Annotated in this window: 14 protein-coding genes; 7 read left to right on the forward strand and 7 right to left on the reverse strand. The window is 65.8% G+C overall.

The window, feature by feature from the left end:
• Positions 1–182 precede the first annotated feature (182 nt).
• Entirely contained in the window at positions 183–1,052 is an 870-nt protein-coding gene (locus APT63_05585) for an oxaloacetate decarboxylase (protein ID AMA45145.1), read from the forward strand.
• A 55-nt stretch (positions 1,053–1,107) separates the two neighbouring features.
• Positions 1,108–1,350 (forward strand): hypothetical protein, encoded by a 243-nt coding sequence (locus APT63_05590; protein AMA45146.1) that lies wholly within the window; start codon positions 1,108–1,110, stop codon positions 1,348–1,350.
• Positions 1,351–1,392: 42 nt separating this feature from the next.
• On the opposite strand, the gene APT63_05595 is transcribed toward APT63_05590, so the two are convergent.
• The 5 genes from APT63_05595 to APT63_05615 form a co-directional block, all read right to left on the reverse strand.
• Positions 1,393–1,998: an Asp/Glu/hydantoin racemase gene (locus APT63_05595; GenBank protein AMA45147.1), complete on the reverse strand. Its 606-nt coding sequence runs from the start codon at positions 1,996–1,998 to the stop codon at positions 1,393–1,395.
• 128 nt (positions 1,999–2,126) lie between these two features.
• Entirely contained in the window at positions 2,127–3,446 is a 1,320-nt protein-coding gene (locus APT63_05600; GenBank protein ID AMA45148.1) for an MFS transporter, read from the reverse strand.
• 330 nt (positions 3,447–3,776) lie between these two features.
• Entirely contained in the window at positions 3,777–5,111 is a 1,335-nt protein-coding gene (locus APT63_05605) for a C4-dicarboxylate ABC transporter (GenBank protein ID AMA45149.1), read from the reverse strand.
• Positions 5,105–6,862, reverse strand: coding sequence for a two-component system sensor histidine kinase (locus APT63_05610; GenBank protein ID AMA45150.1), 1,758 nt, complete (start codon positions 6,860–6,862; stop codon positions 5,105–5,107). The genes APT63_05605 and APT63_05610 overlap by 7 nt, the downstream gene beginning before the upstream one ends.
• Positions 6,863–6,919: 57 nt before the next feature.
• The gene (locus tag APT63_05615) at positions 6,920–9,205 is read right to left on the reverse strand and encodes a beta-glucosidase (protein AMA45151.1); all 2,286 of its coding nucleotides are present in this window, start codon (positions 9,203–9,205) and stop codon (positions 6,920–6,922) included.
• A gap of 186 nt (positions 9,206–9,391) precedes the next feature.
• Here APT63_05615 and APT63_05620 point away from each other — a divergent pair, with 186 nt between their 5' ends.
• From APT63_05620 to APT63_05635, 4 genes are all read left to right on the forward strand, one after another.
• A complete protein-coding gene (locus tag APT63_05620; GenBank protein AMA45152.1) occupies positions 9,392–9,994 on the forward strand; it encodes a hypothetical protein in 603 nt (200 codons plus the stop codon).
• Positions 9,994–10,746, forward strand: a complete 753-nt coding sequence (locus tag APT63_05625) for a methanol dehydrogenase (protein AMA45153.1) — start codon at positions 9,994–9,996, stop codon at positions 10,744–10,746. The genes APT63_05620 and APT63_05625 overlap by 1 nt, the downstream gene beginning before the upstream one ends.
• Positions 10,747–10,773: 27 nt before the next feature.
• Entirely contained in the window at positions 10,774–11,391 is a 618-nt protein-coding gene (locus APT63_05630) for a hypothetical protein (GenBank protein AMA45154.1), read from the forward strand.
• Between the two features lie 361 nt (positions 11,392–11,752).
• The gene (locus tag APT63_05635) at positions 11,753–12,700 is read left to right on the forward strand and encodes a transposase (protein AMA45155.1); all 948 of its coding nucleotides are present in this window, start codon (positions 11,753–11,755) and stop codon (positions 12,698–12,700) included.
• A 200-nt stretch (positions 12,701–12,900) separates the two neighbouring features.
• Here APT63_05635 and APT63_05640 read toward each other — a convergent pair whose 3' ends face one another.
• On the reverse strand, positions 12,901–13,734 hold the full coding sequence (locus tag APT63_05640; GenBank protein ID AMA45156.1) for a hypothetical protein: 834 nt from the start codon (positions 13,732–13,734) through the stop codon (positions 12,901–12,903).
• 141 nt (positions 13,735–13,875) lie between these two features.
• Here APT63_05640 and APT63_05645 point away from each other — a divergent pair, with 141 nt between their 5' ends.
• Entirely contained in the window at positions 13,876–15,111 is a 1,236-nt protein-coding gene (locus APT63_05645; protein ID AMA45157.1) for a methyltransferase, read from the forward strand.
• Positions 15,112–15,123: 12 nt separating this feature from the next.
• Here the strand turns inward: APT63_05645 and APT63_05650 are convergent, their stop codons facing one another.
• Positions 15,124–16,137: a hypothetical protein gene (locus tag APT63_05650; protein ID AMA45158.1), complete on the reverse strand. Its 1,014-nt coding sequence runs from the start codon at positions 16,135–16,137 to the stop codon at positions 15,124–15,126.
• Positions 16,138–16,193 lie beyond the last annotated feature (56 nt).

Consider the following 16,193-nt stretch of genomic DNA (forward strand, 5'->3'; position numbering starts at 1 on the left):
TTGCACCATGACGGTGCGTCAAGAGGTCGCCTGATCATCCACTGCTGTAACCCAAACCTTCTATTCCTCTGCCACCATGTCCAGCATGGCTGCCTGATGGCGTCGGCGAGAAAGAGCCAGGTGGACCTCATCCAGAGGTCGGTCGTCAGCCCGTTCACCTTCACTGTTATTGCGGAGTGACCATGCCCAAGGCTTCACATCACGATTTGCGTACCGACTTCCGCGCCTTGCTTGCCTCGGGCTCGTGCTACCACACCGCCTCGGTCTTCGACCCGATGTCGGCGCGTATCGCCGCCGACCTGGGCTTCGAGGTCGGCATCCTGGGTGGCTCGGTGGCCTCCCTCCAGGTGCTGGCTGCGCCGGACTTCGCGTTGATCACCTTGAGCGAGTTCGTCGAGCAGGCCACGCGCATCGGTCGGGTCGCCCAGTTGCCGGTACTGGCCGATGCCGACCATGGCTACGGCAACGCTCTCAACGTCATGCGCACGGTGGTCGAGCTGGAGCGCGCCGGCGTCGCCGCCCTGACCCTGGAAGATACCCTGCTGCCGGCCCAGTTCGGCCGCAAGTCGACCGACCTGATCTCGGTGGAAGAGGGCGTCGGCAAGATCCGCGCCGCACTCGAGGCCCGGGTCGACCCGGCCTTGTCGATCATCGCCCGGACCAATGCGGGTGTGCTGCCACTGGAGCAGGTCATCGCCCGCACGCGGGCTTACCAGGAGGCCGGTGCCGACGGTATCTGCATGGTCGGCGTGAAGGACTTCGATCAGCTCGAGGCCATCGCCGAACACCTGAGCGTGCCGTTGATGCTGGTCACCTACGGCAACCCCAAGCTCACCGACGACGAACGCCTGGCCAGCCTGGGCGTGCGCATCGTGGTCGACGGGCATGCGGCCTACTTCGCCGCGATCAAGGCGACCTACGACTGCCTGCGCCAGCAGCGTGGCCGTCAGACCCAGGCCGAAAGCCTCAGCGCCACCGAGCTGTCGCACACCTACACCCAGCCCGAGGACTACATCCGTTGGGCCAAGGAGTACATGAGCGTCGAGGAGTGACCGCGCGTCACGACGTGTGCGGTGTGACTCGTTCGTCCTGATCAGGAGGCTCCCCATGGCCCGCAAAGTGTTCCCCGGCTTCGAAGCCGTCTCGGCCATGGTGCCGACCGAGGGCGGCTATCACGCCGCCATCGCCGTGAAGGCCGCCCACGGTCCCGGCGCCCCCCGTTTCCACAAGGTGCTCGACGCGCAGGTCTTCCCGCGAGCCGATGCCGCGGATACTGCCGCCGCCGAGGTGCTGGAGCGGTTGGCGGGGGTGGATGAAGAAGGTGGGCTGGTCTGGGGGGAGGGCGCGTAGTCGGCGCCTCCCTCTGCTCGACCCATACGATCGGGCAGTGCCTTACACCTCGGGTCGGCGCATCTTGAACAGCTCGCCCAGCTCGAAGTAGTCCGCCGGGCCACCGCCACGCAGAATCGGCTGCGCGGCCGCCGTGTCATAGATCCCGTCCTTGAGCAGGTGCTCGGCGATGTGCACCGCCACCACCTCACCCAGAATCAGCCAGCTGGGCACCAGTGCCTGGTCGGCGCGCTTGAGCTGGATGATCTGGCTCACCTTGCACTCGAAGGCCACCGGGCTTTCCCCCACCCGGGGGACGCCCACCAGCCGCGAAGGCGTCGGCGTCAATCCGCTCAGCTCGAACTCGTCGACCTCTGCCGAGACCGCCGCGCAGCTCTGGTTCATGGCCTCGGCCAGCGGGCGCGTCGCCAGGTTCCAGACGAACTCGCCGGTCTGCTCGATGTTGTTGAGGCTGTCCTTGCGCCCGACACTGCAAAAACCAATGATCGGCGGCACATAGTTGAAGGCGTTGAAGAAGCTGTACGGCGCCAGGTTCAGGCGGCCTTCGCGGTCGTGGGAGGAAATCCAGCCGATCGGACGCGGGCCGACGATGGCGTTGAAGGGATCGTGGGGCAGGCCATGGCCCTGGGCGGTTTCGTAGGAGTACATAGGCGCTGGGCCAGGTGGCCCTTCCTCTCGGTAGACGGGGCCCTAGTGTGCCAAGCCTGGGACGATCTGCAAATGCACAGAAGGGCATCGTGCGATGCCCCTCTGTGCGATTCACGCCACGCGCCGGATCAGTCGGTGTTGATGCGCGAGTGCGTGCGGGTGTCCTTCATTGTCGCGTAGACCAGCAGGGAACAGGCGATGCACCCGGTGACGTACCAGTAGAAGCCGCTTTCCATGCCGATGCTCTTGAACCACAGCGCCACATACTCGGCGGTCCCCCCGAAGATCGACACGGTCAGCGCATAGGGCAGGCCCACGCCCAGTGCGCGGATCTCGGTCGGGAACAGCTCGGCCTTCACCACCGCGTTGATCGAGGTGTAGCCGCTGACGATGATCAGCGCCGCCATGATCAGGAAGAACGCGCCCCACCAGCTCTGGATGGTGTGCAGGGTGCTGAGGATCGGCACGGTGAACAGCGTGCCCAGGACCCCGAAGGCGATCAGGATCGGACGCCGCCCGATGCGGTCCGACAAGCCGCCGATCAGCGGTTGCAGGCACATGAACAGGAACAGCGTGGCCGCCGAGATGGTGGTCGAGTCGCTGATGCTCATGCCCACCGTGTTCACCAGGTACTTCTGCATGTAGGTGGTGTAGGTGTAGAACGCCAAGGTACCGCCCATGGTCAGGCCGACCACGGTCAGCAGTTCCTTGGGGTGACGCAGCAGCGTGCGCATCAGGCTTTCGTCGGACGCCTTCTTCTTGGTGAAGGACGCGGTCTCTTCCATGCCACGGCGCAGGTACAGCGCCACCACCGCACACAGCGCGCCGATCACGAAGGGTACGCGCCAGCCCCAGGCGTAGAGCTGCTCGGTGGTCAGGGTCTGCTGCAGGATGATCAGCACCGCCAGGGCGATGAGCTGCCCGGAGATCAGGGTCACGTACTGGAAGCTCGAGAAGAAGCCACGGCGTTCCTTGGTGGCCATCTCGCTCAGGTAGGTGGCTGAAGTGCCGTATTCACCGCCAACCGACAGGCCTTGCATCAGGCGCGCCACGACCAGCAGGATCGGTGCGGCCACGCCGATGGTCTCGTAGCCGGGCGTCAGGGCGATCACCAGGGAGCCGGCGCACATCAGCAGGACCGACGCCATCAGCGCCGCCTTGCGCCCTTTGCGGTCGGCGTACAGACCCATGAGCCAGCCGCCGATCGGACGCATCAGGAAGCCCACGGCGAAGATCGCGGCGGTGTTGAGCAATTGCGCGGTGGTGTCGCCGGCCGGGAAGAAGGCCTTGGCGAAGTACAGCGAAAACGCGGCGTACACGTACCAGTCGTACCATTCGACCATGTTGCCGATGGAGCCGCTGAAGATCGACTTGAGCCGTGAGCCGGTTGTCTTGTGCACAGCAGGCGAGATGCCTTCACTGCGCGGCAGGGAAGTGGTGTTATCCATCAGGGATGACCTTCTCTTTGTTTTTGTGGGGTGCACCGGGATGCGGTGACTGCCCGGGTCATTGCAGAAGGTGTGCCAAGGCGTGAACGCGTGGCGTTCATGCAGGCTTTGTCGCCTTCGTGCAGGTGCCCGCCTGCTGCTCCTTCACCCACAGCCACACCTTAATGAGACCCGTTGCCACGGGCCTGTGGGAGCGGGCTTGCCCGCGATTGCAGGCGGCGACGGCCCTGACGCAATCGCGGGCAAGCCCGCTCCCACAAGGAGGTCGCGTCAATCTGCTAGATCAGCAAATTTCCGCCGATCTGCCTGTTGTCATCGGCAAGAATCCGCCTATTCCCGTGCAAGAAACGCCTCCCGGACCAGCCCGTGCCGCTGCATTTTCTCGTTGAGCGTGCGCCGTGGCAGGTTCAGCTGCTCCATCACCGCCTTGATCTCGCCTCGATGCTGGCGCAGGGCCGCGCGCAGGCATTGGGCCTCGAACGCTTCCATCTGTGCCTGCAGCGAACCGGCATTGCCCGGCGCCTCGAGTTCAGGGGCCTCCAGGCCCAGCGCATGGCGCTCGGCGGCATTGGCCAGTTCGCGCACGTTGCCGGGCCAGTCATGGCCCAGCAGGCGCGCCAGTTGCCCGTCCGACAGGGGCGGCACCGAACGGTCGAGACGCTGCGCGGCAGCCTGGGCGAAGTGCTCGAACAGCAGCAGGATGTCCTCGCGACGCTCGCGCAGCGGCTTGAGGCGCAGTTCGGCCACGTTCAGGCGGTACGCCAGGTCTTCGCGGAAATGGCCGGCCCGCGCTGCCTCCAGCAGGTCCGGCTTGGTCGCGGCGATGATCCGCAGGTCCACCCGGATACTGCGGTTGGCCCCCAGCCGTTCCAAGGTCTGCTCCTGGATCACCCGCAGCAGCTTGGCCTGTTGCGCCAGCGGCATGCTCTCGATCTCGTCGAGGAACACCGTGCCGCCGTCGGCGTACTCCAGCTTGCCGATCCGCTTGCCCTGGGCGCCGGTGAATGCGCCGCTCTCGTGCCCGAACAGTTCGGCTTCGAACAGCGCCTCGGGGATCGCCGCGCAATTGAGCGCGACGAAGGGCTTGCCGGCCCGTGGACCGAATTCGTGCAGGCAGCGCGCGACACGCTCCTTGCCGCTGCCGGTCTCGCCGCGGATCAGCACGTTGACCGGTAGCGCGGCCAGGTCCAGCACCTGCTGACGCAACTGGCGCATGCCCGGTGACATGCCGAGCAGGCTGTTTTCCAGGCGCGTGCGCAGGTCAGCCTGCTCGTGCAGGCGGCGGTTCTCCAGCACCAGCCGGCGCTTGTCCAGGGCGCGCCTGAGGCTGCCGAGCAGGTGCTGTGGGCTGAAGGGTTTTTCCAGAAAGTCGTAGGCACCCGCGCGCATGGCTTCCACCGCCATCGGCACGTCACCGTGTCCGGTCAGCAGGATGACCGGCAACTCGGCGTCGAGCGCCTGCAGGCGTTCGAGCACCTGCAGGCCATCGAGGCCCGGCAGGCGCACATCGCTGATCACCACGCCCGGAAAATGCGCCGGCAGCGTCTCCAGGCACGGCTCGGCGCGCGCGAACAGCTGCACCTGGAAACCGGCCAGCTCGAGCCATTGCTCGATGGCGGTGCGAATACTGAGTTCATCGTCGATGACGATCACCGAATTCAACATGCAGGCTCCAGGTCACGCGGCAGAAGAAGGCTAAAACGGGCGCCGCCCGGCGCGTTGTCGACGCGTAGCTGGCCACCGGCCTCGGTCACGATCCCGTAGGAGATCGCCAGGCCCAGGCCCAGCCCTTCGCCGACCGGCTTGGTGGTGAAGAAAGGGTCGAAGACGTTCGGCAGGTGCGCCGGGTCGATCCCGCCGCCGGAATCCTGCACGCTCAGGCACCAGGCGGTGTCCTGGGCGTCGATGCGGATTTCCAGGCGCTTGTAGGGCTTGTCGGCCATGGCATCCAGGGCATTGTGCAGCAGGTTGATCAGCACCTGCTCCAGGCGGATCGCATCGCCCCGAACCCAGGCCGGACGCGCCAGGTACAGCGCCAGCTCGACCCCGTCGTCACGCAGGCGGGTGGTCAGCAGGTGCAGGGCCTGGTCGACCACCTCGGCCAGGTCCAGGCGCTCGCGCAGGCCGCCCGGGCTGTTACGGGCGAAGGTCTTCAGATGATGGGTCAGGGCGCTCATGCGCGTCAGCATCTGTTCGAGCGGTTCCAGCGCCTGGCGCGCATCGGCGTGACGGCCATGGTCGAGCAGCAGGCGCACGGTCTCCAGCTGCATGCGCTGGGTGGTCAGCGGCTGGTTGATCTCGTGGGCCAGGGCCGCCGACATCTGCCCCAGCGCTGCCAGCTTGGTCGACTGCACCAGGCCTTCCTGGGCCAGACGCAACTGTCGGGTGCGCTCCTCGACCTGCTGCTCGAGCGCCTCGCGGCTGCGCACCCGCAGGCGTGCCAGGCGCAGGCGCTGGTTCACGAACAGGGCGGCGAACACCAGGCTCAACCAGGCCAGGGCACCGGTCAGCGCCGCATTGATGCCTTCCTTGCCGACCTGAGGCGTACGCAGCAGGTGCAAGGTCCAGCCATCGTCGGGCAGCGGCAGGCTTTCCCATAGGTAGTCGGCCGTGCCGCTCGGCCCCTGGACCCGGCTCAAGCGGCTGTTGTCCTGGAACTGCGTGCGCACCTGATGCTGCAAGGGCGTCAGCGGCTGTTTGTCGTATTGCCGGGTGGCGGCGATGTCGGCGCGGTCCTCGGGCGTCAACGGTTGCAGTTCGCGGTAGCGCCAGCCTGGCTGATTGGCGATGAAGGTGATGCCGCGTGCATCGCTGACCAGCAGGATGTCGTTGCCCTGGCGCCATTCCCGCTCCAATTCGGGGAATTCCAGCTTGACCACCATGGCCCCGAGAAAGCGCCCACCTTCATCGGTGACGGCGCTGGAGAGGAAGTAACCCGGCACGCCACTGGTCACGCCCACGGCATAGAAACGCCCGCTGCCGTGGCTGATGGTCTGCTGGAAATACGGGCGAAAGCCGTAGTTGGAGCCGACGTAGCTGGTCGGCAGGCGCCAGTTGCTGGCCGCGACCGCCAGCCCCTGGCGATCGAGCAGCTCAAGGGTGGAGGAGGCCGCTGCGCCGTTGATGCGTTCGAGCTTGCGGTTGAGCCGGTCCTGCGTCGGCGCGTCCACTGGCCCCTGCAGGGCCTGCACCAGCTCCGGGTCGAGCGCCAGCACCGCCGGCAGCGCCCGGTACCGCTCGATCAGGGTGTGCAGGGCGTTGGCATACACGTGCAGTTGCTCGCTGGCCCGTCGCGCGTCGGCTTCCAGCGCCTGGCGCTCGGCCCGTTGCAGGGCCCAGCTGGCGCACAGGACGGCGCCGGCCACTACCACCAAAATGATCACGAGCAGGCGCAGCGAACGCATCAGGGAGGGCATGGACGGTCCTCAGGAGGCAACGGTTCAGCGAGCCCGGCAGGGGCCGGGCCATCAGGGTCACAACAGCTCGAAGCGCGCGTCGTTCACCGCCTGGGCGTCGAGCCCGACCTGGACTTCGAACACGCCCGGTTCGGCCACGTGTTGCAGACGACCGTTGTAGAACTTCAGGTCGTCCGGCGCCAGGGTGAAGGTCAGTTCCCGCGCCTCGCCAGCCTTGAGCGCCACCTTCTGGAAGTGCTTGAGCTCCTTGACCGGGCGGCTCATGGACGCAGTGCTGTCGCGCAGGTACAGCTGCACCACGGTCTCGCCGTCGCGATCGCCGGTATTGCGCACGGTGACCGTGGCGCTCAGGCCCTGACCCTGCTGCACGCGATCCGTCGACAGCGTGACCTGGCCCAGGGCGAACTGGGTGTAGCTCAGGCCATAGCCGAACGGGTAGAGCGGGCCGTTGGGTTCGTCGAAGTACTGGGACGTGTAGTTGCCCGGAGTGCCCGGGTTATAGGGACGGCCAATACTCAGGTGGTTGTAGTAGGTAGGGATCTGTCCGACCGAACGGGGGAAGGTGATCGGCAGCTTGCCGGACGGGTTGTAGTCGCCGAACAGCACGTCGGCGATGGCGTGTCCTCCTTCGGTACCGCTGAACCAGGTTTCGAGCAGGGCGTCGGCCTGCTCGCGCTCCCACGCCAGCGACAAGGGACGACCGTTCATCAACACCAGCACCAAGGGCTTGCCCGTGGCCTTGAGCGCCTTGATCAGTTCGCGCTGTACGGTCGGAATCTCCAGGCTGGTACGGCTGGCCGACTCGTGCGACATGCCCCGTGATTCACCCACCACTGCGACCACCACATCGGCCTGCCGGGCGGCCTCGACTGCTTCTTGGATCATCACCCCAGCCGGTCGCGGATCGTCGACGACTTCCTTGGCATCCCAGTTGATGAAGTTCAGGTAGTCGACGACCGCCTTGTCATCCGTCAGGTTGGCGCCACGGGCGTGCAGCAGGCGACCCTTGCCCGCCAGGGCCTCGGTCAGCCCCTGACGCACCGTGATCGACTGCTCGCCGCGGCCAGCGGCGGCCCAGCTGCCCATCATGTCGAAGGGTGCATCGGCCAGCGGGCCCACCAGGGCAATGGTGCTGGCTTTCTTCAAGGGCAGGGTCTGGTCGCGATTCTCCAGCAGCACCAGGCTGCGCCGCGCCACGTCGCGGGCCGCCTGACGGTGCAGGCGATCGTCGGCATGGACGTCCTTGGGGTCATCCTTGGCCTGACCGATGCGCAGGTAAGGGTCCTTGAACAGGCCCATCTCGTACTTGGCGCCGAGCACTTCGCGCACCGCCTGGTCCAGCTCGGCCTGGGTGACCTCGCCGGCAGCCAGCAGCCCTGGCAACTCCTGGCCGTACAGCGAGTCGTTCATGCTCATGTCGACCCCGGCCTTGAGCGCCAGCTTGGCGGCCTCGCGTCCATCACGCGCCACGCCGTGACGGATCAGCTCCTCGATGGCGCCGTGGTCGCTCAGGGTCACGCCCTTGAAGCCCCACGACTGGCGCAGCAGGTCGCGCAGCAGCCAGGTGTCGGCGGTGGCCGGCACTCCGTTGATCGAGTTCAAGGCCACCATCACGCCACCCGCCCCGGCATCGAGGCTGGCCCGGTAGGGCGGCAGGTAGTCGTTGTACATCTTCGGCACGCTCATATCGACCGTGTTGTAGTCGCGCCCGCCCTCGACGGCGCCGTACAACGCGAAATGCTTGACGATGGCCATGACGCTGTCGGCCTGGTCCGGGCCCTTGCCCTGCAACGACTGGACCAGGGTCCGGCCCATCTGCGAAGTCAGGTAGGTGTCCTCGCCGAAGCCTTCGCTGGTCCGGCCCCAGCGCGGGTCGCGGGCGATGTCGACCATGGGCGCGAAGGTCATGTCGATACTGTCGGCCGCCGCCTCCCGTGCCGAGACGCGCCCCACCTGGGTCACGGCGTCCAGGTCCCAGGTGGCGGCCAGGCCGAGGCTGATCGGGAAGACGGTACGGTGGCCGTGGATCACGTCATAGGCGAAGAACATCGGAATCTTCAGGCGGCTGCGCAGGGCGGCGTCCTGCATGGCCCGGTTCTCGTCGCGGGTGATCGAGTTGAAGGTGCCGCCGATGCGGCCGGCGGCGATCTCTTCGCGGATCCGTTCCCGCGTCATGTCGCCGCCGATGCTGATCAGGCGCAACTGGCCGACCTTTTCCTGGACCGTCATCTGCGCGAGCAGGTGGTCGATGAACGCCGCCTTGTCGCGAAGGTCAGGTGTCGCAGCCAGGGCCGATTGACCGGTCAGCGCGATGACCAGGCCCAGCACACGGAGATTTTTCATGAATTCTTTTCTCTGGGCCGCTGTCCCTATCCACGGCGACGGGCGCGCGGTGAGAGAAGCTCAGCGACTATTGTTGTAGAGTCTGCCGGGGCCTTTTTAGCCGATCGGGCCAGCCTGATCCAGCGGCGACGGCCGATTATGCCCGATTCATGATTATTCGAGAGCGAACCAGGGAGCGTGCGCGACATGCAGATGACTCAGATCAAGTCGATCCAGATGGTGGTGTTGCTGATGCTGGGCAGCCTGTTGGCCGGCTGCGGCATCAACAACATCCCGCAATACGATGAGCAGGTCAAGGCAGCCTGGGGCCAGGTCCAGAACCAGTACCAGCGTCGTGCCGACCTCATCCCCAACCTGGTGGAGACCGTCAAGGGCTACGCGCGTCAGGAGCAGGAGACGCTGACCGCCGTGATCGAGGCGCGGGCCAAGGCCACGTCGATCCAGGTCGACGCCAATACGCTGGACGACCCGAACAAGCTCAAGCAGTTCGAGCAGGCCCAGGGCCAGTTGACCAGCGCCCTGAGCCGCCTGATGGTGGTGTCCGAGCGTTATCCGGACCTGAAGTCCAACCAGAACTTCCTGGCCCTGCAATCGCAGCTCGAAGGCACCGAGAATCGCATCGCCGTGGCGCGCCGCGACTTCATCGCCGCCGTGCAGCAATACAATACCGAGATCCGTACCTTCCCCGGGCGGCTCTGGCACAGCGTGATGTACAGCGACCTGAAGGTGCGCGAGAGCTTCGAGGCGACCAGCGCCAACGCCGACAAGGCACCTGAAGTGAAATTCTGATGCGTCGGGCGATGGCGTTCGTCTGGCTGGCCCTGTGGCTGGTCAGCGCCAGCCTCCAGGCCGAGCCGCCGTTCCCGGCGTTGACCGGGCGCGTGGTGGACACGGCCGGGCTGCTCGATGCAGCCAGTACCCAGCAACTCGACAGCATGCTCAAGGCCCACGAGCAGGCCACCGGCGACCAGCTGGTGGTGGTGACCGTGCCGGACCTGGGTGGCGACAGCATCGAGGACTATGGGTATCGGCTCGGTCGGCACTGGGGAATCGGCCAGAAGGGCAAGGACAACGGCGCCCTGCTGATCGTCGCTCAGCAGGAGCGGCGGTTGCGCATCGAGGTGGGGTATGGCCTGGAAGACCGGCTGACCGATGCGCAGTCTTCGGTGATCATCAACAGCGTGATCACCCCGGCCTTCCGCAAGGGCGCATTCGCCGACGGCATCGTCGCCGGTGTCAGCGCCATGCTGCAGGTGCTGGGGGGTGACCCGCTGGCCGAACCCCAGCGCGCGGCCGGGGGCAGGTCGGGTCATGAGTCGGTGCCTTGGGGTGCCGGCATGGTGATCCTGCTGATCGTCTTCGTGCTGGTGGTGCAAGGGCTCGGCTCTGGCGGCGGTCCACGTCGCGGCGGGCGCGGCGGCGGCTTCGGTGGCGGCCTGGGAGGCGGTTTCGGCGGCGGTGGCTTCGGCGGCGGAGGCGGGGGTGGTTTTGGCGGAGGCGGCGGCAGCTTCGGTGGCGGCGGCTCGTCCGGTGGCTGGTAGAACGACAATCGACGGGAGGACGACGGCATGACACTGCTCAGTGAACACGAACAACGCCAGGTGGCCGAAGCGATCACCCGCGTCGAGCGAAACACCGACGCCGAACTGGTCACGGTCCTGGCGCGGCGCGCCGACGACTATGCCTACATTCCGCTGCTCTGGGCCAGCCTGGTGGCGCTGATCGTGCCGGGCGTGCTGCACTACGTGTTCGGCTGGCTGAGCGTGAACCTGTTGCTGCTGATCCAGTGGCTGACGTTCATCGTGCTGTGCCTGGTGTTTCGCCTGCCTGCCCTGACCACGCGCCTGATTCCCCGTCGCGTGCGGCACTGGCGGGCCGCCAACCTGGCGCGCCGGCAGTTCCTCGAGCAACGGCTGCACCACACGGTGGGGGGCACCGGGGTGCTGATCTTCGTCAGCGAGGCCGAGCGCTACGTCGAGATCCTGGTGGACCAGGGCGTGGCCGAACGCCTGGGCGATGGCGCCTGGGACGGCATCATCGCCCGGTTCGCCGAGCAGGTGCGCCAGGGCAGGACCCTGGATGGCTTCGTCGAATGCATCGAGGCCTGTGGCGCGCTGTTGGCGGTGCATGTGCCGTTGACGCATGCGCGGGATGAGTTGCCGAATCGGTTGGTGGTGTTGGACTGAGGAGGGGTGCCTGGGCACTGGGGAGGTTACGGGCTTTTTGAGGTCTGGTCTCGGTTCATGACGTTTGCTTGCAGGGCGATGCCAATGCAAGTGTGCCTGGGGGATGGGAGGCGCGGATTTTATGGGCCCTGCGGGCCCAATCGCGGCACTGGGGCCGCTTGTATGGTAGGACTTGAAGGGAGGAGGAGGGACTAGATCCGCTTCTGACTGTTCGCGCAGTACAGACCGTGGGAGATTTCGCCCCTCCTCCCTTCACCCAAGCGCCGATAAGGAATGCTTCCGGTTTTGACCGACGAAAGTACAAGCCTGCGCCTCTGGGTGGCCCTTCAAGCCCTTAGACCTTACCTGCGGAGACGCGCTCATGGCAATGCCATCATCCGAACACAGCACGATCATAGGCGTCGACGTTGCTAAGGCTGAGCTCGTCATTTACGAAGACAGCTCCGGACAGTTGAGCACTATTGCCAACAACAAGACGGCTATTAAACAATGGATCAAGGCATTGCACGGCAAGGTCTCGATTGCAATCGAGGCCACCAATGTCTATCACCTGCTGTTTACCGATATGGTCCATGAAGCAGGACATACCCTTTACTTGATGGATGGTTATGCCCTGAGTCACTACCGAAAAGGTATTGGCTCACGCGCCAAGACCGACCCGATCGATGCAAGGGTACTGGCCCGGTACCTCAAGAACGAAGGCGCTAATCTTACCCCCTGGATCCCCCCTTCGACACTCTATCGCGACCTTGTCAGCCTGTTTCGCAGGCGCGCGATGCTCGTCCAGACGCGTACAGCGCTGAGACTGAGCTGGGAGGGTGAGCCGCTGCTCAAGAACCTTTTGAAGTCCCAGCTCACCTCGATGAAGCGCCTTGAAGACCTCATTGAAAACATGATCAAGAAGCTGCTCGACCAGGCAGGACTGATGCCGTTAGTAAAGCAGTGTATGAAAGTTGAAGGTATTGGTTTTCTTACCGCTGCGCGTTTGGTCGCCACCTACCAGCGAGGCGAGTTCAAGAGTGCCGATGCCTTCATCGCCTTTTTAGGAATGGACCTGCGAGTGGCTCAGTCGGGCAAGAAAAAAGAACGCTCGACGTTGACCAAACGAGGCGATCCAGAGGTCCGTCGTTTGCTGCACAACGCGGCGATGTCAGCAGGCAGGACAGCTGCTTGGAAAACGTTTTACGAAGACAAGCAGAGCCGCGGTTTTAAAAAGACTCAAGTCCTGGTCATGCTGGCCCGCAAGCTGGCTCGAGTGGTCTTTGCCCTGATCAGAAGCGGAGAGGAATATCGCCCCAAAGCCGCTTAAGCGCTTGGCAATTACCATAGAATCTCCCACAGGAGACCGCGTCAGCCTGCAACGCCGTGGTGTCGCTACGGGTGTGAGCGGCCCCTGCCGGGGCGCCGGACCGGCCGCGATTGGGCCCGCAGGGCCCACCCATCAGCCCACGCGGTGGTCCATGTGCCGCGCAGGAAAAGACCGCAACTCATGGAAACCCGACCCACCCCTCACGCCAACCGCAACACCACCACCCCCGCCAGAATCACCCCCACTGCCACCCAGCGCGCCCGGCCCACCGGCTCCTTGAGCACCCACCAGGCGATCAGCGTGGCGAACAGGATCGAGCTTTCGCGCAAGGCGGCGACCATCGACACCGTTGCCAGGGTCATGGCCTGCAGGGCCAGGGCATAGGCCGCCAGCGTGCCGAACCCGCCGATGGCGCCCAGGTGCCAGTTGCCCCGTGCATAGCGCAGCAAGCGCCGTCCGCGTGTGAACCCCGCCCATCCGGCGATCGCCAGGCCGCCGAGCAGGAAGATCCACAGCGTGTAGGCGATCGGCGAATGCGACAGGCGCACGCCCGCGCCGTCGACCAGGGTGTAGGTCGCGATCAGCAGCGCGGTGAGCAGTGCCAGCCCCAGGCCTCCCCGGCGCTGCGCGCGGGCGCCCGCCAGGGTCAGCAGGATGCCCAGGCAGATCACGCCGATGCCCAGCCAGGCCCCCGAGGTAAGGTGCTCGCCCAGCACGAAGGTACCGATCAATGCCACCAGCAGCGGTGCCACGCCACGCATCAAGGGGTAGGTCTGGCTCATGTCCGCGAGGCGGTAGATGCGCGCCACCAGGGCGTAGTAGAGCACCTGCAAGAGCGCCGAGGCGGCGATGAAGGGCCAGCTTTCGGGTCGTGGCAGGGGCAGGAAGGGCAGGGCCAGTGCCGCCCACAAGGCGGCGCAGGTGGTCACCAGCACCGTGGTGAGAAAGGTGTCCTGGCCGGCCTTGACGATGGCGTTCCACAACGCGTGGAGGACGGCGGCCAGCATGACCAGTTCGAAGGCGTACGAAGACATTCGGTGCTTCCTCGTTGAAGTGATGCAGGGCTACAGGCGCCGCGCCCATCGACAAAGGCTTCGCGTGACGCGGGCCGCGACGTAGAATGCCGGCCACGGCGCCGTTGGCGCGTCATTCGTCATCCGAGGCACCCTGTTCCCATGTCCGTCACACCCTCTGCTTCTTCCACGCCCGATGCGCGTGACCGATTCCTTGCCATGCTGGCGGCCGCGCTCGACGGTCAGCACCTGAGCAAGCTGGTCCTGGCGCGCCATGTCGGTGCCGACGAGAGCCTGCAGCGCATCATCGCCAAGCCGGTGCGGATCAAGGAGCAGGACTGCCTGTCGCTGGTCTATCGTCACCAGACCCGCGATATTACCCGCAACCTGCCGACGGCGCAGGCGCTCGAGGCCATTGCCGAGCTGCTGCCCGGCAGCTTTCGCAATGCGCACCTGTTCAGCGACGACGGTGAAACCCAGCTGACCTTCAGCAAGAAAGGCAAGCCGATGCTCCAGCAGCATGGCGCGCCCGTGGCCCGGGAGCAGGCCTCCACCGGTCATGACCGGGAGAAGAAACGCTACCTGGACCTGGCGCGCCCGTTCCTGCGCGACCTGGGCGTGACCGATGCGCAAGGGGCGTTGATCCCGTCGATGTCGCGCAAGTGGAAGCAGATCAACAAGTTCATCGAAGTCTTCGACCATGCCCTGGCCAACGCCCCGCTGGCGGCCGACCAGGCGCTGAAGGTCGCCGATTTCGGCTCCGGCAAGGGGTACCTGACGTTCGCCATCCACGACTACCTGTGCGACCACTTGGGCCGCCCGGCCCAGGTCACCGGCGTGGAACTGCGCCAGGACCTGGTGACGCTGTGCAATGGCGCTGCCGCGCGCCTGGATCATCCGGGCCTGGATTTCCAATGCGGTGACGTGCGCAGCGTGGTGCCTGCGGCGATCGACGTGATGATCGCCCTGCATGCCTGCGACGTGGCCACCGATTACGCGATCCACACCGGCATCCGCTGTGGTGCGTCGATCATCATGTGCTCGCCGTGCTGCCACAAGCAGATCCGCCCGCAACTGCACAGCCCCGATGTGCTGCAGCCGATGCTGCAGTACGGGCTGCACCTGGGGCAGCAGGCCGAGATGCTCACCGATGGCTTGCGCGCGCTGTACCTCGAGGCCTGTGGCTACGAGACCAAGGTCTTCGAGTTCATTTCGCTGGAGCACACCAACAAGAACAAGATGATCCTGGCGGTCAAGCGCGCCCAGCCGGGCGACAACGCGGCGCAGCTGGCACGGATCGAGGACCTCAAGCGCTTCTATGGCGTGCAGGAGCACTGCCTGGAAACCTTGCTGCGCGCCGATGGCTGGCTCGCCGGGATGGCCACGGCGGCACGCTGAGGCGCGCAGCCGCTAGCGACGCGGTGTCGGCACGGCCACGGCCAGGTCCGGCAGCGTCAAGGGATGGCTGGCGGCATCGAAGAAGTGCACCGGTGTGTTGGCAAGCCCGGCGAAACGCTCGCTGAAGTGACGTTTCTGGTTGAGCACCGCCGCTTCGCCCAGGGGCCGAAGACCAATGGCCACGTGCTTGGGACGCGCCTGGCGAAGGGCGTGGAGCAGGTGCTGGTCAGCGTTGTCCAGATGCTGGCCCAGCAGGCACAGCCCACGCCGTTCACGCGCCAGCTCGCCCAGGCACGCGCTGAGGTAGTCCGAATGCCGGATGACCCGCAGCTTGTCGTCGCTCGGCCCCTCGTTGACGAACAGCGGGACCTCCCCCGGCAGGTTGACGGCGAAGCCATCGAGCAGCTCGCTGCCACGCGCCGCGCGCTGGCGTGTGCTGCCATCGGGCAGCTTGAGCAGGTGCAGGCCACCATGCAGGTGCAAGACCTGTGTGCCCGTACCGGTAGGCTGGCGCACATCGAAGAAGCCCTGCTCGTCGAAGCGACTGGCGAAGCCGTCCGGCGCCTGCTGCACGGCCCACGGCAGGAGCAGGTCGTAGTTGCTGGTGTAGACGCTGGCGTAGCGGCGCAGCTCGGCGTTGAGGTGCAACAGCGTCGCTTCGGGCATCCGGGTGAAGGGCACATGCACCGCGCGCACGGCGTGGATCAGCGCTTCCTTGATCGAATAGTAGCGATTGAGCGGCGCCGTCGAGCCGATGGCCAGGGCGGCGTTGGCGCGCACCGTGGTGTTGAGCGCGCTGAGCACCGGTTCGAACAGTTCGCTGCCCAGGGACTTGAACAGGGCCTGGTCGCTGACGCCCAGCGCCTTGTGCCGGACCTGCTGGGCCTGCTCGAACAGCGAGAAGTAGCCGAACGGCTTCCAGATCGCCCGGCTGGCACCGTTGCCCAGGAGCAGGGCGTCGCACGGATGACGGTCGCTGACTTCGGCCCAGCTGGGCAGGTGAGCGTCTGAAGAGGGCTGTGGCATGGGAGAGATCCTGCAGGCGATGAACGCGCGCACTCTACCACGCGAGGGGCGGCCGC

It is taken from the genome of Pseudomonas monteilii (assembly GCA_001534745.1).
In the GTDB taxonomy this organism is placed as follows: Bacteria; Pseudomonadota; Gammaproteobacteria; order Pseudomonadales; family Pseudomonadaceae; genus Aquipseudomonas; species Aquipseudomonas alabamensis.